Raw genomic sequence first — 17158 nt, forward strand, 5'->3', positions numbered from 1 at the left:
TGTAGAGAGACAAGTTAAACTGCAAAACCCCCGAAGGGAAAAGATAAAATAATAAACCGTGGGATATATTGGGATTACAAGAGAAAGAACGATTTAGCTAGAGATAGGATTTAAGAGGCGATGGACACGAATAATTGCAAAACCATCTAGCTGATCGGCAGTTTTTGAACGAGACATGCTGCTGTTAACGAATTTAACGTTACAATAAAACGCTTTGTAACGTGTACCGTCAGTATTAGAACTAATCAGCGTTAAAGTGTGTTAACAAGTTTTTTACCTTGGCTATAGTATATCATAAAAATTGGAATTTTAAGCGTGCATTTTTTAAGGGTTAAGCGTGCATAGGTATAAGTATTGAAAATACTGAGTTTTATAGATTGAAAGAATTTTTTTAAGCGTGCATTAAATTTAAATAAAAAAGTGGAAATAATTCAAGATTTAAATTTGGAAAATAACCACAATTTTTACAAGAACCTGATATCAAATGACAATTAACATTTATCATTTTGAGCATATCAAACCGGTGCTTGTTTTTTTTATGTTTATTTAGTGAAGAACTTCACTATTGCAAGATAAAAAATATTAGTGAAGTTCTTCACTTTTTGAGGATAAAAAAATCAAGCTGTAGCATCATCTAGAGTAGCGGTTTCTTCGCCATGCGTGAAAGTCGATGACTCTCCCTTTTTATTCGCTTCATTGTAACTTTGAAGCCTATAATTTACGTAATTTTTAATTTCCTTCAGCTCAGATGGAGGTAACTCTTTTAAAAGTTCCACTATTTCTTTTATATATATATTATCTACTGCTCCTAATTCTTTGATAGCTTTTATTTCTTTGTAAAGATCGGGAAAATCATTTTTTATAGCAAATACGCCATATGTTTGGTCTGGGGTATTTTTATTCATATTTACATTTGACTCTTCTTTAATTAGAGTAACAAAAGTTTCCCATATTTGCTTTAATAAAGTTTTCCTTTGGGGATTAAATATATTTGAAGGATCAGCTGGCTTACCATCTATTGTATAGTTTTCTATAAAATATTCTGCACTACCCTCTTTAGCCTTATTAAACGTATCTTCTTTTCCGATTAAAAGCCAATCCGTTGACACTCTAAAAAAATTTGAAAGTGCTATAATTGCAGTCGCTGTAGGGCTCAATGAATTGTTTTCTATTTTACTTATATTACTTCTTGAAATATTAGTTGCATTGGATAAATCTTGCTGCTTAATATTATGAAGTTTTCTAAGGTATTTCAATCTATCTCCAAGAGTGTTCAAATGAAATCTCCTTTCCTTTAAGTTCTTATAAGAACCAAAATATGTTCTTATAAGAAATATTTTAATATTTTTTCTCGTATAAGAACATAATACTATTGACAATGTTCTTATATGAACATATAATATAATTATCAAGTGAATTTCTACACCTTAAGTTTATCATAATTTCATAGGTGTAGTTAACCAAACATATGTATTGTGTCAAAAATAATTTGACATATAAAAAACTCTAATCTAATAATTCCCTCCATCGGAATTATCTATACATAGCATTCTCTTCAAGGACAAGTTCATTGTCGGTGGTGCTGCTGATAAAAATAAACAATCGTTTAATCCTAGAACCAGCCCATAGGGATATGAGACAGTAGGAGCCTGTATCAAAATTGGTTAGGGATTAGGATGGCAAAGGTGATGTTTTGAAAAGTTTAAACGATTTGCTAAAAGGAGAAATAATTGCATATTGTTACATGGTAATGCGAGGTAAGCCAGCAGCTATAATTCCAATAAAAACATCTCAAATTACTGCTGCTGCAAAGTATATTGAAGAAAGTTTTAATTTAAGAACCTATGCTAAATGCTTGACTGATGAATGGGCTACTTTATGGATATACAAAGATGAGTATTTAGTGGAAGTTATTAAGAGCTTACCTGAGAAGCCAAAGACAGTTTTTGATCATTGGGTTTTAGGTAAAGTCTTTGGCTACACAGATGAAGCGATTAAAGAATTTGTGACGGAGAACTACTATCTAAAGTCAGTACCGTCACAGCTAGGACATGGTGGCAAAGTATCAGAGTTGTCATCTAAGTGAACAGTTTGTCCACAATTTGTACAAGTATATGTACCTATACCTGGTTTTTCGCCAGTTGTTGGCATAGTGAAATCCCCCTTTCTGTGGTGTTTTAAAAGTGTTAACAACTATATTTTAACACTATAGGAAGGTAATTACAAAATACTGGTTATGTTTGGCGGTAAAAACAGTAAAAACCGTACTGGGTCTTATGAATTCCCCATGTGTCAGAGAATTGTTCTTTGAAAAGTAAATAAAGAAAGGTGGTAAGTCAGATGACACTTACTAAAGAAGCTTTGAGAAAAGAAGTTTTTTATACAATAAAGTCTTTTGGGGATAGTTATGGATTGGCCTATGACGAAGCCTTAGATATCTTCTATAATGTCATGAATGAAACAGCTGGAGGAGAAGACTCTATTAATACTGATAAATTTGTTTTGAAAAGTGAATTGTTAGAATATAAAAGACTTGCTTCAAAGCTTAGAGCAGAGCTAGAATCACGAATTATAAGATTGGAGAAAAAAGAGACTGAATCTTACTGCAAGATTGAAAGTGTGCCAAGACTGTATCTTGAAGTTGAAGACTGCAAATTTAAGATAGAAAAAATTTTAAAAAATCTTGAAAAATATAAATTATATGCAGAAGATTCAGCAATATTCTAGGAAGAAATATTAAAATAAGCTAATAAACTCTTTATAATGCTTGTGGCAATTTCAGGAACAGCTTTTTGACTTGTTTTGGCAATAATATTTGAGAAAAAATTTTTAAGTTTGTTATCGTCTAACTTCTTACTATTTATGTCGTTAATTAAATCGATTACTAAATCTTTGATTTCATTTTTTAAATTATCATCTAAATCAGATGCTTCAATTGCTTTGTCTATTTTATTAAAGCTATTATTTACACTCACATTATTACCTGTGATATTGTTGTTGCCATTTATATAAGTAATAGATGTTGCTGGAAAAGCTCTATTAAACTCAGAAGGATTCATAAACAATTTTTTTCCACGACTTGTTAGTCGTGCTGCTTTAAAATGTGAACCTAAAGCTTTGAGAAGTTTAATATAGCCTTCTTCTTCTAAAAAATCAATATTTACTTTCAATTGATTTTCTGGAATATTTAAATTTTCTAAGAAGTACTTAGGGCCAAATCCATATCGATTAAGCCCATGTTCATTGGCAAATTGGTTTAATAATTTCAAAATTTCTCTGCAAACTTGAACATCATCCACAAGCTCACCTCCTTTTTTAAGTGTTAGGAAAATACTCGCATCTATATTTTAACACTAGAGAAAGGAAAAGGTAAATATATTTATTGGAGGAATTGCATGGATAGAAGAAATGTCACTTATAAAGGGATCAGGTACAAAGGCAAGATGTATTGGAATGATTTACTAAAGACATATATAGGGGAGCAAGTTTATGTGATGACTTCCCAGGACAATAGCTTTATCAATGTATATGAAGGGAAAACATTTCTCTGCAAGGCCAAAGCCTTTAAGAAGCCAAAAGATAAAAAGGAGGACGATAAAACTATGCTTGGTTTTGGTAAAAAGCTAAAGGATTACAAAACAACTGAGCTTATCAAGGAGCTGCAATCCAGAAAGCATGTAACCATAGCAAAAATGAAAAAGGAACAGCAATTTAAATTTAGAGGAGACAATAAACATATAAAGGAATGGGGACCAGCTGTTGTATTAGTAATAAGAAATGCACAATAAAAAGCAATAAAAACTAAAGAAAACATATCACTTTTGTAACAATAAGGGGGCGACATCATGAAGTGCAAAAGAAAACTTACAAGCTTTGGTATCAAGGTTAAAAAAAGATTAATAGAGCTAAATATGACTCAAAAAGAGCTTGCTAATGACTTAGGAGTAAGTGAAAGCTATTTAGCAGATGTACTAAGAGGAGAAAAACAAGGACTTAAATATTTAGATGAAATAGGAAGCATACTTAAGCTTGAAACCAAAATAGAAAATCTTAAGGAGGTAGTATAATTGGGGAAAATGACTGGATTTAGCTTTGAAAGTCAAATTAGAGATATAGCTGACTATCTGAATAAAATAAGCTCACTGGACATGGATAAGGAAATGGAAATAAAGTTTTTGGCAAGCAAGGAAAGAGAGCTGGGAGAAACCTTTAAGCTAATAGAAGAAAAGGAAGAAAAGCTTCTTAAGGAAATAAGGAATACCCTCCTTGAAATGAGCAGTAAAATCAGTGCCATAAAGGATCTTAAAATGAAAATCATGCATGAAAGAGAAGAATGTGCAAAGAAATATACAAGTCTTACTGAGGGAAATTCAAGTGAAGCTGAGAAAACAGCATAAAACGAAAGAAGAATATATCCTAAGGGCAAATAAAAAGGGAGCACCCCAAAGCGACTCTCTAAAAGCCTTTTAGATATATTCTCTCCCCTCATTATATCATAAATTTCTAAGGAGGGATAGAGTGAAGCATTGGATATCAACACAAAACGCTGCTGAAATTTGCGGCGTAGACGAAAGCACAATTAGGAGGAGAATAAGCCTTGGAAGGATTGAAGTTAAAGAAGTAATAAATGAAAAAAACCTAAAGATATATTTAGTAGACCTCTCTTCCCTTCCACCCGAAGCCCAAATAAAATATTTTGAAAAAATAAGTGGGGCAAGGGAAATAGGATGCACAGAGGAAATCAATATAGATGCTGATTTGGCTTCATATAGAGAAAAGCATGGCGAAGAAGGGATGCATAAACTGCTTAAAAAATACGAGCTTGTGCAAAGAGCTTTAAGTATTGATGAAAATGTTACAAAGCTTAGAAAAAAGCTGGCAAAGGAAAATGAAATAGGCTTTAGAACCCTTTACAACTGGATAAAGGATTATGAAAAAAATGGTTTGGCTGGCCTTATGAAAAAGGAAAAAAGCAACAAAGGTAAAAGCATGAGCTTTTGTCTAGAAGCAGAAATGCTAATGAAATCCTATTACCTAACACCTATAAGAAGAACCAAGACAGCCTCCTATGAAAAAATGGTTAAGGAAGCTGAAAGGCTTGGAAGTGAAGCATGCGATAAATGTAGATTTAATCAAGGGTCAAAACTTAGAAAAAAACTTGAGGCCCAGGGCTATGTTATAGAAACTTGCAAGAAAGAAAATAAAAAGGGAATGAAGTATTCAAAATGTTCTAAGTCTGCAAGTAGAATTTTGAATTCCATACCTGAAGAAATAGTGGCCTATGCAAGACGTGGCAAAAAATATTGGGAAGCAAACTTTATGCATAAAGCTGATAGAAAAAAGCCAGAAATTGTAAACGAGTGTTGGTTTGGAGATCATTATAGATTCAACGCCTTTGCGGTTGATAAAGATGGCAATGTGGCTAGACCCTGGCTTACCGCTTGGTACGATATAGCCACAGGGTGCATGGTGGGGTGGTGCATCACGATGCAGCCAAATAGTAGAACCATAGCTGAAGCCTTTATATATGGCATACAAGAAAAAAAGGACTTTCCCTTTTGGGGAGTTCCAAAGGTAGTGTATACCGATAATGGTAAGGATTATAGATCCCATGCCTTCGAGGGCGGGAAAATAATAGAGAAAAAATATGCTAACGCTATAGAATATAACCTAGAAACAGAAGGATTATTAAAACAGCTAAAGGTTGGCAATATACACGCTAAAGCCTATCACGGCTGGGTGAAGCCCGTCGAAAGGTTCTTTGGCACTTTTTCTGACAAATATGTTAGAGAAATACCAGGGTGGTGCGGAACTGATCCTGAAGAAAGACCTGAAACCTTTGCAAAGGATTTAAAAAGGCTGATAAAGCATAATAAACTGTGGACTTTAGACGAGTTGAAGGAATGGTTTGTAAATATAGTCTTAAAAGAATATCATAATACACCCCATGGCGGCTATGGAGGAAAAACGCCAATGGAGCTTTATATGGAGAAGGAAAAAGCAAGATACGACAAACCTAGCTGGGCAGTCCTTGGTATATGCAAAATGGAAAGTGAAAAACGTAAGATATCTACTCAAGGTATAAGGTTTGATAACAAGATTTATTGGAATATTGAGCTAAAACATTTAATTGGTCAGTGGGTCAAAATAAAATTCAATAGAGAGAATAAAGACGTTATTATCGTAACCCATGAAGGAAAATATATCTGTGCAGCTTCAGTAAAGGAAAAGCTTAAAATGGTATTTGAAGATGAAGAAAAAGTATCTAACCATGTATCGAATCAAAGAAAACAAGAACGAGAAGTTAAAGAAAGAATTGCAGAGCTTACAGGTAAAAGTAAGCCTAAGCCTAAAAAATCAAGTGCTAATACCCTGACAGGAGAAATAGTTGAAGGCCTAAAGGGAAATATAACTGTGTTGGAATATGAGAAGGCTATGAAGGATTATGATAAAGAGCTAAAAGCCCTTAAAAAAGATGAAAATAAAGAAAACAAGAAAAACCCTGCAAAGAAAAGATTTATTAAAACCGGTGAATCGGTACTTAAACGTCCAAATGTTATATAGAAATTCGCAATTTAATTTGCAAAGGGAGGAAATTTTATGAATACAGTTTTAAAACTTCAACCAGAAAGTGACATTTTCAATGCAAACAAAGAAGAAATAATTGAACAGATAAAAAGAATCAAAGAAGTTGAAGGGATACCATTTTCGGAAATTGCAGAGCAAATAGGAGTAAGTAGGTCCTTAGTATCCCAATTTGTAAATCATGGAAAAACAAGCGATGAACTAGAAAAAAAGCTTAGAAGCTTTTTGACTGGATATTACAAGGCTAGCGAAGCTGTTGAATACAGCCAAGAAATACAGCTCTTCCCTACTACAGAATTCAAAGGAATACTCGGCTTTTGCGAAGATATGAGAATGAGAAGGAAAATGGGAGTGATAATTGGATATCCTGGTACTGGCAAGACAACAGCTGTTAAAGAGTATGTTGAGAGAACGCCAGGTGCTGTATATATAGAAGCCTTTTCAAGCATGAGGATGAAGGATCTTCTTGAAATAATGGCTGAAGAGTGTGGCATAGAGCTTAAACGAGGCTCAAATTATAAAAGGATTCAGCAGCTCATAAGGGCATTGAAGAATAAAAAGCTTATGTTCATAATTGATGAGGCAGAATATCTCAAAAAATGGGATGTAGACAAATTTGAAATACTTAGAAAAATATGGGATAACACTAAGGTGCCTATAATTTTATGTGGCACCCATGAGCTTGAAGACATATTAACAAGAGGAAATGGAAAAGACAATTTAGCCCAGCTTTACCGTAGAAAATACATGATGAAGCTTATAGGCATTAAAGAAAAAGAGGTCAGAAGTCTTTTAAAGCAATATAAAGTAACTAAAGAAGCCGAGAATCTGCTTGTTGCACTGGCTATTGATGTTAAACATGGAGGACTTGGAAACTTTATTGAAATACTAGAATTATGTCTTGAATCTGCTGAAGATGGAGAAATCACTAGGGATATAGTAAAAGATGCTAAAAATTATAAGCTTCTTTATTAAAGGGAGGAAATCTAAATGGCATATGATCTTGATAAAGGCTTATTTATAATAAACTCAAGTCTCAGCAAAGACAAAAGACTTGAGTTTAAAGATCCATTGGTTGAAGTGAACCTTGAAACAGGTGAAGGATACTGCAACATAAGAAAATATTGGGAAAGGGAAAACGTAGTTATAGAAAATGTGACCTTGAAAAACAAGAAGGAGGCGGTTTAATGGGCCTAACCGAAACATTGAATCTTGCCTTCAACTCCTTTGAAGCAGGCGTTGAAAGTAAGAGAGAAGCTATTGAAATAGTTCTTAATTTTATAAGTAAGAATTACGAGGTCAAGAAGGATCTTGACAAAATGAAGCTAGAAGAAGCTTATGAAAACTATACAAACTATGATATATACATACACTGCGAAAATGGACGTGCAATATTTCCAAGCATAGAAAATTAAATGAAGCTAAAGGGGGATGAGAAAATGGCAAGAGTAAGAATACCAGATGAACCAGTTCTTAAAAGCTGGGATGATGTAAATTTAAATCTCAAAGAAATAGCTGAATGTGAAATTGAGATTGAAAAGATCCAGGGTGAAATGAATCGAAGGATTTCAGATGTAAAGCTTGAAGCAGAAATGGATGCAAAACCCTACAAAGAGAGTATTAAAACCCTTGAAAAGCAGGTTAAGAATTTTGTTGAATCCAACAGAGCTGACCTAAAGGGTAAAACAAAGTTCCTGAATTTTGGCAAAACTGGATTTAGGAAAAGCACAAAGATTGTTTTAAGAAAGGTTGACAACATTATAAGAAATCTTAAAAGTTTTGGCATGGTAGATTGCATCAAGATCAAGGAAAGCGTAAACAAGGATGTGCTTAAGAAATATACTGATGCAGATATAGCGAAGATTGGAGCGAGCAAAAAGGTAGAAGATGTATTCTGGTACGAAGTTGACAAAGAAAAGCTCAAGGCGTAGGACGTGATAATATGGCAAGGACTAAAAAAAGTAGACCTCAGATTAGAAGTATCTGGGGTCTTGCTAAATCAAAGGAGCTAGGCTTGGATGATGAAACCCTTTACTCCATCATAATAAGAGAAACTGGTAAGGATAGCATGAGAGAGCTTACAACAAGACAACTTAACAGAGTTATAGCTGTGTTAATCAATATGAAGGAAAAAGCGAGAGCTAGACCAGGTATGGCCACAGACAAACAAATAAGAAAAATACGAGCCCTTGAAAAGCAGCTGGGCTGGAATGACAATCCTAAAAGACTGCTAGGATTTACAAGAAAATTTTATAAAGTCGAAAAGCTTCAGTGGCTTAAGTTTGATCAGGCCTCAAATCTTATAGAAGGCCTTAAAAAAGTTTTAGATAGACAAGGAGGCAAAGAATGAGAGTTACAAGGTGTGACAAAAGAAATTGCAAAAACAATAAAAATGGATTTTGCACTTTGGAAGTTGTTTATATAAGCGAAGATGGTGTTTGTAAGGATAAAAAACAAAGCTAGGAGGTTTTGTATGAAGGAATTAATCTGGGTAAGAAAAGGTAAAGATGCATATGTTAAAGTTTTTAGGACAGGTATTGGATATGCAATAGAAAGCTTTATAAGAAAAAGAAAGCCCCGAATAATTAGAACCGATTACAAAAATACAAGGAATTTTTCCAGCACTAGCAAATGGTCAAGTGATCTTATTTTGAAGCACGCCCTAGCCGAAGAATCAGGCGAAGTCAAAAGAATTGAAAGATATATTTGTCTACCTCTAAAAGATAATACTAATCCACGTGATGATTGGAAACTTGTTACATGCCCTATATGTGGTAAATCCTGTTGGGAAAGTGATATTGCAAGAAAAGTATTGAAAAACAAGAATGTGGCTGGCGTTTGTACGGTTTGTGCTTTAAAAACTACAACAGACTTAGGAGGATTAAGGTATAGCAATTAAAAAGCCTAAGAAAGAGGGTAGAAAAATGAGATGTGATAATCAAAAATGTAATTGGCATTTTGAAAATCAATGTGTATGCGAAAACGAGAATGTTGTGGTTGATGGAAGACCTAATTCCATGAATTGCAGTTACTTTTTAGATAAAAATTTCGAAATCAATTTTTGGTCAACCTACTATGACTGCAATATGCTTATAAATGCTGTGAAAGAGAAACTGAAACATCGAAGACACCAACAGCTTAAAAAAGCTAAACACTTATTAGAGAAGTTAAACAAAGAAATTTAACAAAATTAAGAAGGTGGATATATGGCAAAAAAGAAAAAGTATAAAAAAATGACTCAAAAAGAAAAAAATGAACGGGCTAAAATTCGCAAAAAACTAAGAGAAGAAGGAGCGATTCCTCCAACAAAGCCGAGACTCAACCGAAGCAAATTTGCCAAAGAAACTGTTGAAGAATTTCAAAAAGATTTCAAAGCCTACTCAGATATACCTCACTTGTTTGAAGCTATTAGCTGGATGCTACCGATGGTTGAATCTGAAGTAAAGCCAAAGGTATCACCTGAGCAGGTGGGTGTCTTGAAAGCTTTAAAATTGGCACTTGAAATAAAGAAATTCCACCAAGATTTAAAAGATAAAGGAGAAACCAAGTATAAACCTATGGACATGTATGAAAAGATAATTGCACCTATAATAAAACTATAGGAAGGAGATATAAAATGAAAATAGCTATTGATGTGGGACATGGAATAGACACTTACCCCCCAAGCAAAGGTATAGGAGATTTTGCAGAGTTTAGTTTTAACAATGAAGTAGGGAAACTCGCTAAGGAAATACTTGAGCATAATGGATTTGAGGTATACCTATCACAGCCCTTTGACTCAAAAGAAGTTCCTTTAAAAATAAGGAGCAGTAATATAAATAAAGAAAAATGTGATATCGGCTTCAGCATTCATGCAGATGCAGCCTCCGACGAAGATGTTGCTGGACATCATGCCTTTTACTGGCACACTTCACCAAAAGGAAAAGTTCTTGCATTGAAGTGGCTTAAATATGCCGATGAAACACTACCAAACAAAAGCAGAGGGATTCGGGCATGCATTCCTAGAACATGGACTGATTTCCATATAGTCAGAAGAACTAATTGCCCTTTTATCCTTATGGAACATGGGTATTTTACAAATAAGCATGAAAGGGAAAACCTATTAAAATCACTTGAGTTTCAAAAAAAGTGTGCCTTAGCGATAGGGAAAACTGCTTGTGAATACTTTGATATAGAATTTAAAAATCCCTGGACCGAACGTTGGGGAGAGATATATATAAATGAGCTTTCTCAAAAAAAAATCATCGACAGCAGTCATGATAGCAGCGAAGAAGTTACATGGGATGAAATGGCAGCGGTGATATGTAGAATTTTAGAAAGAATAGAAAGGCTTGAAAAATAAATCAATTTGATGTATTGTAAAGGTGGTGGGGTCATTGAATAAAAAACTAATAAACCAAATACAAATTAATGACCTTGGAGAGCCATATTCTAGCATTGTTGATGAAATTGGACTGGAAAATACAATAAAGCTTGCGAAGATTTTTGGAGGAAGTAGAATATATTTTCCAATAATTAAATCCCTGGTGCTAGATCGCAGAGATAAGGAAATAAGAGAAAAATTTAATGGGTATAATCAAAGAGAGTTAGCCAAGCAATACATGTTATCTGAAGAACGTATTAGGCAGATTTGCAAAGAAAAAATGAAACAAATTAGAAACAAGCCCCTTAAAGGCCAAATAAGTATGTTTGATTAAATAATTTGACAAATAGTTTTGGACGACTATTTTGAGAAAAACCAATAGAATCATAGTATAAGGAAGATTATTCCTTGTGCTATGATTTTTTTATTTTCCAAAATTAAGGGGTGAAAGGAATGTTAAGTGAAATGCAAGGAACTATAACAAATGTATTATTGAATGTGGTGTTAGGACTGGTTACTTTAGGGGGTGCCTATGCAACATTGTACATCCAAAGAGCAACAAAAAAAGTAAAAATAGAAACGCAAAGAATAGAAGAGGAAAAGCAAAGAGATATTCTTTGGACTGCCCTTGATAGACTTGAAGATGTGGCTTTTAAGACAGTAAATAAAATTGAAGAAGTCAGTGCAAAAAATCTAAGGCAGTTGGTAAAGGGAGGGAAAATCGACAAAGAAAAACTTGAAGACTTAGCTGTAGTTGCATATAACGAGATAATAGACATCCTTGAACCAGAATACTTAGATGCCTTAGAAAGTACACTTGGAGATGCAGAAACATATATATTGAATACTATTGAAGAAAAAGTAAAGAAAGTTAAAGATTTAAAAGAGGTACCCCATGACCTTTAATACCTTTTTACAAGGTGTAACTACAGCTGGTGTTGGGATAATAATATTTTTCCTAAAAAAAACCCTAACTGACTTAAACAAGAAAATAGAGAAAAACGAATCTAAAATTGAAAACATAGAAAATGATCTCATGGAAAGAGTTGACCTAATGAATAAGGAATTCAATAATTTAAAAAGTGATTTACCCTTCATTTACACAACAAGGGAGGATCATGCGGCAGCCATGAATGCAGTAGATAAAAAAATGACAGGTATAGATAGAAAATTAGACAAAATACTTGATTTCACAATCAGCAAAGGAGGGCAAAAAAATGATTGAACAGGAAAAGCAAATCGCTGACAAAAACAAAGCTATAAGAGGATATATAATTCGATCTTTAGTAAAGGGACATCACAATCGACTATTATGCAGACAACTTGTAAACCTAATGATGAGGGATGCTATTATAATTTCCCCTGACATATCCGGCTATTTAGATTACTTGCATGAGAAAAAGTATATTGAATATACCGATGAAAAAATCACATCCTATACAGCTTACATGAATGATGCAATGATAAAACTTACATCGAAAGGAGTAGACCTTGTAGAAGGAACTACTAATGATCCAGGGGTTGATATTTAGTGGCAAAGCAAAGAAAGCGAACTAGAATAAGATCTAAGATTGATGAGCTTCCTGAAAATCTAAAAGAAAAAGTAAATGAACAAATCTCCGATACAAGATACACATACCTTGAAATATCTCAATTCCTAAAGGAACAAGGTTATGACATATCAAAGTCAGCGGTTGGAAGGTACGCCCTTAGAACCAATAATGCAACAAAAAGACTTATTGAGGCCCAAGAGCAAGCGAAGGCTTTGGTAAATGTAGTTAAAAATAACCCTGATGTAGATTATACTGAAGCGACAATGCAAATGCTCATGGGTGGGCTTACAGAAAAACTTGCCACAGCCCAGGAAGAATTCGATGCAATGCCTTTAGATAAGGCGGGAAGGTTAATTGTGGCTCTTAGCAGGACAAAAGTTTACAAGGAAAAAGTCAAACAAGATATGAAACAAAGAATAGATTTAGCCTTTGAAAAATTAGAAGAAGATATATGGACAGTCATCAAAGGAGATGCACTGCTTGCTGGAGAGCTTAAAAAGCTTCTTGAAAAAGCTAAAGCTAGGATGATAAGCGATGATTAATATTGATGATTATATAAGGAAACTAGATATTGAAGAGAATATAGAAGCTATTAATTTTGAAGAAGACCAAAGAAAGCTTTTTTTAGAATACACAGTGATTAATGATAGTTTTAGGGACTATAGACAAAAGCTTTTAAGGGCATATCAAAGAGGCGAACCCTTAGAAGGAAAAGATGGACTTAGAAAGAAACTAGGGGCAATAGACCTTGAATATTTTGGCAGAGCTTATTTAAGCCACTATTTTACAAGAACTTGCCCAAAGTTCCACAGAGAGCTAAATGACATATGGCTTACTGGAGTTTTGAAAAAAAATAATCCCCTATCTACCAAGTCCAAGAAAAAAATATCTAGGGCTAAAGGCTGTAAACATGGGATAGCAGCTCCAAGGGGTCATGCAAAATCAACCACATTTACATTTAAAAACTCAATACATGCCATACTTTACGAGTATAAGCATTACATTATAATACTTTCAGATTCAAGCGAGCAGGCCGAAGGATTTCTTGGGGATATAAAAATAGAACTTGAAGAAAACCCCCTTATCCTAGAAGACTTTGGCAATCTCAAGGGCAAGAAATGGACTGACAGTCATTTTAAAACAAAAACAAACATAAAAGTCGAAGCAATAGGATCTGGCAAAAAAATCAGAGGACGTAAAAATAGAAATTGGAGACCAGATTTAATTATTCTGGACGATATAGAAAATGATGAAAATGTAAATACACCAGAACAAAGAAGGAAACTGGCTAATTGGTATTACAAAGCAGTATCTAAAGCTGGAGATACTTATACAGATATAGTTTACATTGGAACCCTTCTCCACTACGACAGTTTACTAGCAAAGGTATTAGAAAACCCAGAATATGAATGTATAAAATACAAGGGTGTTTTATCCTTTGCTAAAAATCAAAGCCTTTGGGATGAATGGGAAAAAATCTATGTAAACCTAGAAAATCCCAACAGAAAAAAAGATGCTAAACAGTTCTTTAAAGCTAATAAAGAAGAAATGCTTGAGGGAGTTCAGGTACTCTGGGAAGAAAAACTTAGCTATTATGATCTTATGATCATGAAAATTTCAGAGGGTGAAGCAAGCTTTAATTCTGAAATTCAAAACGAACCTATTGATCCTGATAATAAAATATTCAATGATGAATGGTTTGATTACTATAACGAAGTCGAGATAGATTTTTCAGACAAAGATTTTATAATAGTTGGATGTATAGATCCATCCTTAGGCAAAAACAAAAGAAGTGATACTTCAGCTATTATAGCCATAGCCAAGAACATAAGAACTGGATACATGTATGTATTTGAAGCGAGTATAGAAAAAAGACATCCTGATGTAATCATAAGTGATGCTATAGAAAGTCAAAAAAGATATAAACGTGACTTTGGTAAAGGATATACCAAATTTGGAGTTGAAACAAATCAATTCCAACACTTTTTTAAGGATGTCCTTGCAAAGGAAAGTGCTAAATCGGGGGAATATTTCCCGATAGAAGAAATACAAAGTGTATCTAATAAAGATATGAGAATACGAAGCATACAACCATATATTAAAAACAAATATGTAAAATTCAATCCAAGACTTAAAACCCTTCTTAAACAACTTAAGGAGTATCCAATGGGAGCCAATGATGATGGCCCAGATGGCTTGGAAATGTGTATTAAGTTAGCTGAAAAAATATCTGGAATAACTAAAACTGATTATAAAACAGTTATTAAAAGAGCTTTAAGATTCAAAAAAGGTGCTTATTAGAGGTGCAAATATGATATTAGATCAATACGGAAAAAGAATAAGCTCTAAAAAACCAATACAAAGAGAAATAGCAGTGGCTGGAATTTACGATAAATACAGTGAATACCCTTCAGATGGTCTTACTCCAGTTAGATTAGCTCAAATATTTAAAGAAGCTGATACTGGTGATGTCTATAGACAAATGGAGCTATTTGAAGAAATTGAAGGTAAAGACTTGCATTTATTCTCACAGCTTCAGACAAGGAAAAACGCAGTAATTGGCATAGATTATGATATACTCCCCTTCTCTGATGATGAGAGAGACAAAAAGATTGCCGAATTCATTACAGATGCTATATCGAATATAGAGTCACTAGAGGATGTATTTATAGATCTGCTTGATGCAATAGGCAAAGGCTTTGCTGTTGGTGAAATAATGTGGAAACTTAAGAATAACAATGTATTGGTTGATGAGATAAAGTGGAGACATCAAAAAAAATTCTTCTGGGATGAACATGACGCAATGAAGGTCAGAACCGATAAAGAACCCAGCGGAATAAAGCTTCCTAAAAATAAATTTATAATTCATAGATATAAAGCCCGTTCTGGTCATCCGAGTAAGGCGGGAATTTTAAGAGTTGCAGCATGGATGTATCTATTTAAGAACTATGACATAAAGGATTGGGTTGCTTTTTGCGAAGTCTTTGGGATGCCCCTTAGACTAGGTAAATATAATTCTTCAACAACTGAAGAAGACAAAAACGCTCTGATGGAAGCTCTTATGATGCTTGGCAGTGATGCTGCTGGAATAATCCCAGATAGCACACTTATAGAATTTATCGAATCAAATAAAACAGCTTCTGCGGACATTTATGAAAGATTGGCTAAATTTTGTAATGCTGAAATGTCAAAGGCTATACTAGGGCAAACACTGACAAGTGAAGTTGGAAGTAGTGGCTCCTATGCTGCATCCAAAACCCACGGAGAGGTACGACAAGATCTTATAGAGGCTGACTGCAAGGCTTTAGCTCAAACCTTAAAAAGAGATTTAATAAAGCCTCTTTGTTTATTTAATTTTGGTACAGCAGAACGCTTACCCTATATTAAATTTCACTGCGAACCTCCAGAGGATCAAGAAAAAAATGCAAACACCTATGCGAAACTGATAAATGATATAGGGCTTCCAATATCCATAGAGCATATATATGAAAAATTTGGGATACCTAAGCCAGAGCCAGGACAGATAATAGCAAAGCCTAATAATAGTTTAGCTATGAAAGAAATTCCTGGTCAAATAATAGCTAATAAAACTAAGGTTAATAAAAATCCCATATCTGTAGAATATCAAAAAAAAATTGATGCCCTCGCAGATGGTGCCACTATAGAAAGCATCAAAATATTTAGGGAAATATTTAAGCCCCTAGAAAAGCTTATGGATGAATCTGATTCCCTTGAGGGCATGAAAAAGAAATTAGAAGATTTTAAAATTGTTGAGAAGCTATATAAGGAAATGGATAATCAAGAGCTCGAGGAGCTTCTTCACAGGGTAATGTTTGCAGCTGATATTCTTGGAAGGATGAGAGAGAATGCTGAACATCCAAAAGATAATTAATAAGCCCCTGAACTTTGAAGAAGCTATAGAATATTTTAAAGAGAAGATACCAGTAACTTCAGGGGAATTCTATTCGATAAAAGAAGATTATAAAACAAAAGCCTTTACTGTATCAGGTTATACATCCTTAGAAATTCTCAAAAAGTTTAAGGATGAATTAGTGAAAGCCCTTAAGGATGGAATAACTTCAGGGGAATTTAAAAACAGGATGAATGATTTTCTTGCTAGGAAGGGTTATGAGGGAATAACCCCCTATCAAGCAGATAATATCTTCAGAACAAATATTCAGACTGCATATAATGTTGGCCACTATAAGCAGATGACAAAGCCTGAAACTTTAAAGGCGAGGCCCTACTGGATATATGATGCGGTAAATGACAGAAGAAGCAGACCTACACATTTAGCAATGGATGGAAAAGTGTATCCCGCTGATCATGAAATATGGGACACATGGTATCCTCCAAATGGCTATAGATGCAGATGTAGTGTATCAACATTATCTAAAAGACAGGTTGAATTGAAAGGTCTTAAGATTGAAACTGAAATTCCAGTTATGGTAGAGCCTAAGGGTGGTGTTTTAAGAAACCTAATCCCCGATAAAGGTTTTGAGACTAATCCAGCAAAAACAGTTTTTGAGCCTGAACTTTCAAAATATCCTATGGCTTTAGAAAAGGCCTATAAAAAAAGAATGGATAAAAGCTTGTAACGGTTGAAAATACTAATAAATTTAAGCGTAACTTGATAGTATTTCCAAATAGAAATAGA

The 17158-nt window shown here is 34.0% G+C and carries 25 protein-coding genes; 22 read left to right on the top strand and 3 right to left on the bottom strand.

Annotation, left to right across the window (positions count from 1 at the left end):
- Positions 1–617: 617 nt before the first annotated feature.
- Positions 618–1277, bottom strand: a complete 660-nt coding sequence (locus B5X81_RS11985; RefSeq protein ID WP_170917366.1) for a helix-turn-helix domain-containing protein — start codon at positions 1275–1277, stop codon at positions 618–620.
- A gap of 742 nt (positions 1278–2019) precedes the next feature.
- A complete protein-coding gene (locus tag B5X81_RS28765) occupies positions 2020–2151 on the bottom strand; it encodes a zinc ribbon-containing protein (protein WP_079491578.1) in 132 nt (43 codons plus the stop codon).
- 189 nt (positions 2152–2340) lie between these two features.
- Between B5X81_RS28765 and B5X81_RS12000 the strand changes: the two genes are divergently transcribed.
- A complete protein-coding gene (locus B5X81_RS12000) occupies positions 2341–2727 on the top strand; it encodes a hypothetical protein (protein WP_079491577.1) in 387 nt (128 codons plus the stop codon).
- On the opposite strand, the gene B5X81_RS12005 is transcribed toward B5X81_RS12000, so the two are convergent.
- Complete coding sequence (locus B5X81_RS12005) at positions 2724–3299, bottom strand: hypothetical protein (RefSeq protein WP_079491575.1); 576 nt, start codon at positions 3297–3299, stop codon at positions 2724–2726. The genes B5X81_RS12000 and B5X81_RS12005 overlap by 4 nt on opposite strands.
- A 96-nt stretch (positions 3300–3395) precedes the next feature.
- Between B5X81_RS12005 and B5X81_RS12010 the strand changes: the two genes are divergently transcribed.
- From B5X81_RS12010 to B5X81_RS12110, 21 genes are all read left to right on the top strand, one after another.
- Positions 3396–3788: a BC1881 family protein gene (locus tag B5X81_RS12010; protein ID WP_079491574.1), complete on the top strand. Its 393-nt coding sequence runs from the start codon at positions 3396–3398 to the stop codon at positions 3786–3788.
- Between the two features lie 57 nt (positions 3789–3845).
- The gene (locus B5X81_RS12015) at positions 3846–4067 is read left to right on the top strand and encodes a helix-turn-helix domain-containing protein (protein ID WP_079491572.1); all 222 of its coding nucleotides are present in this window, start codon (positions 3846–3848) and stop codon (positions 4065–4067) included.
- Entirely contained in the window at positions 4068–4397 is a 330-nt protein-coding gene (locus B5X81_RS12020) for a hypothetical protein (RefSeq protein WP_079491571.1), read from the top strand.
- Between the two features lie 121 nt (positions 4398–4518).
- Positions 4519–6564: a Mu transposase C-terminal domain-containing protein gene (locus tag B5X81_RS12025; RefSeq protein ID WP_079491569.1), complete on the top strand. Its 2046-nt coding sequence runs from the start codon at positions 4519–4521 to the stop codon at positions 6562–6564.
- Between the two features lie 36 nt (positions 6565–6600).
- Positions 6601–7560 carry an AAA family ATPase gene (locus B5X81_RS12030; RefSeq protein WP_079491568.1) on the top strand — a complete coding sequence of 320 codons (960 nt, stop codon included), beginning with the start codon at positions 6601–6603 and terminating at the stop codon, positions 7558–7560.
- Positions 7561–7575: 15 nt separating this feature from the next.
- Complete coding sequence (locus tag B5X81_RS12035) at positions 7576–7773, top strand: hypothetical protein (RefSeq protein ID WP_079491566.1); 198 nt, start codon at positions 7576–7578, stop codon at positions 7771–7773.
- Positions 7773–8000: a hypothetical protein gene (locus B5X81_RS12040; RefSeq protein WP_079491565.1), complete on the top strand. Its 228-nt coding sequence runs from the start codon at positions 7773–7775 to the stop codon at positions 7998–8000. The genes B5X81_RS12035 and B5X81_RS12040 overlap by 1 nt, the downstream gene beginning before the upstream one ends.
- A 24-nt stretch (positions 8001–8024) precedes the next feature.
- Positions 8025–8516 carry a host-nuclease inhibitor Gam family protein gene (locus B5X81_RS12045; RefSeq protein ID WP_079491563.1) on the top strand — a complete coding sequence of 164 codons (492 nt, stop codon included), beginning with the start codon at positions 8025–8027 and terminating at the stop codon, positions 8514–8516.
- An 11-nt stretch (positions 8517–8527) separates the two neighbouring features.
- Complete coding sequence (locus B5X81_RS12050; RefSeq protein WP_079491562.1) at positions 8528–8935, top strand: regulatory protein GemA; 408 nt, start codon at positions 8528–8530, stop codon at positions 8933–8935.
- A 123-nt stretch (positions 8936–9058) separates the two neighbouring features.
- Positions 9059–9484, top strand: a complete 426-nt coding sequence (locus tag B5X81_RS28115; protein ID WP_244282057.1) for a hypothetical protein — start codon at positions 9059–9061, stop codon at positions 9482–9484.
- 25 nt (positions 9485–9509) lie between these two features.
- Positions 9510–9770 (top strand): hypothetical protein, encoded by a 261-nt coding sequence (locus B5X81_RS12060; RefSeq protein ID WP_079491560.1) that lies wholly within the window; start codon positions 9510–9512, stop codon positions 9768–9770.
- Between the two features lie 21 nt (positions 9771–9791).
- Positions 9792–10187, top strand: a complete 396-nt coding sequence (locus B5X81_RS12065) for a hypothetical protein (RefSeq protein ID WP_079491559.1) — start codon at positions 9792–9794, stop codon at positions 10185–10187.
- 14 nt (positions 10188–10201) lie between these two features.
- The gene (locus tag B5X81_RS12070; RefSeq protein ID WP_079491557.1) at positions 10202–10927 is read left to right on the top strand and encodes an N-acetylmuramoyl-L-alanine amidase; all 726 of its coding nucleotides are present in this window, start codon (positions 10202–10204) and stop codon (positions 10925–10927) included.
- A gap of 34 nt (positions 10928–10961) precedes the next feature.
- Positions 10962–11282, top strand: coding sequence for a Mor transcription activator family protein (locus B5X81_RS12075; RefSeq protein WP_170917365.1), 321 nt, complete (start codon positions 10962–10964; stop codon positions 11280–11282).
- 119 nt (positions 11283–11401) lie between these two features.
- Complete coding sequence (locus B5X81_RS12080; protein ID WP_079491553.1) at positions 11402–11854, top strand: hypothetical protein; 453 nt, start codon at positions 11402–11404, stop codon at positions 11852–11854.
- Positions 11844–12173, top strand: a complete 330-nt coding sequence (locus B5X81_RS12085; RefSeq protein WP_079491551.1) for a hypothetical protein — start codon at positions 11844–11846, stop codon at positions 12171–12173. The genes B5X81_RS12080 and B5X81_RS12085 overlap by 11 nt, the downstream gene beginning before the upstream one ends.
- Positions 12166–12480: a hypothetical protein gene (locus B5X81_RS12090; RefSeq protein WP_079491549.1), complete on the top strand. Its 315-nt coding sequence runs from the start codon at positions 12166–12168 to the stop codon at positions 12478–12480. Before B5X81_RS12085 ends, B5X81_RS12090 begins: the two co-directional genes overlap by 8 nt.
- Positions 12480–13043 (top strand): phage protein Gp27 family protein, encoded by a 564-nt coding sequence (locus B5X81_RS12095; RefSeq protein WP_079491547.1) that lies wholly within the window; start codon positions 12480–12482, stop codon positions 13041–13043. The genes B5X81_RS12090 and B5X81_RS12095 overlap by 1 nt, the downstream gene beginning before the upstream one ends.
- On the top strand, positions 13036–14802 hold the full coding sequence (gene terL, locus B5X81_RS12100) for a phage terminase large subunit (protein ID WP_079491545.1): 1767 nt from the start codon (positions 13036–13038) through the stop codon (positions 14800–14802). The genes B5X81_RS12095 and terL overlap by 8 nt, the downstream gene beginning before the upstream one ends.
- Positions 14803–14812: 10 nt before the next feature.
- On the top strand, positions 14813–16393 hold the full coding sequence (locus B5X81_RS12105; RefSeq protein WP_079491543.1) for a DUF935 domain-containing protein: 1581 nt from the start codon (positions 14813–14815) through the stop codon (positions 16391–16393).
- Positions 16368–17099 (top strand): phage head morphogenesis protein, encoded by a 732-nt coding sequence (locus tag B5X81_RS12110; protein ID WP_079491541.1) that lies wholly within the window; start codon positions 16368–16370, stop codon positions 17097–17099. The genes B5X81_RS12105 and B5X81_RS12110 overlap by 26 nt, the downstream gene beginning before the upstream one ends.
- The last annotated feature ends 59 nt before the right edge of the window (positions 17100–17158 follow it).

This window comes from Maledivibacter halophilus, from assembly GCF_900167445.1.
In the GTDB taxonomy this organism is placed as follows: Bacteria; Bacillota; Clostridia; order Peptostreptococcales; family Caminicellaceae; genus Maledivibacter; species Maledivibacter halophilus.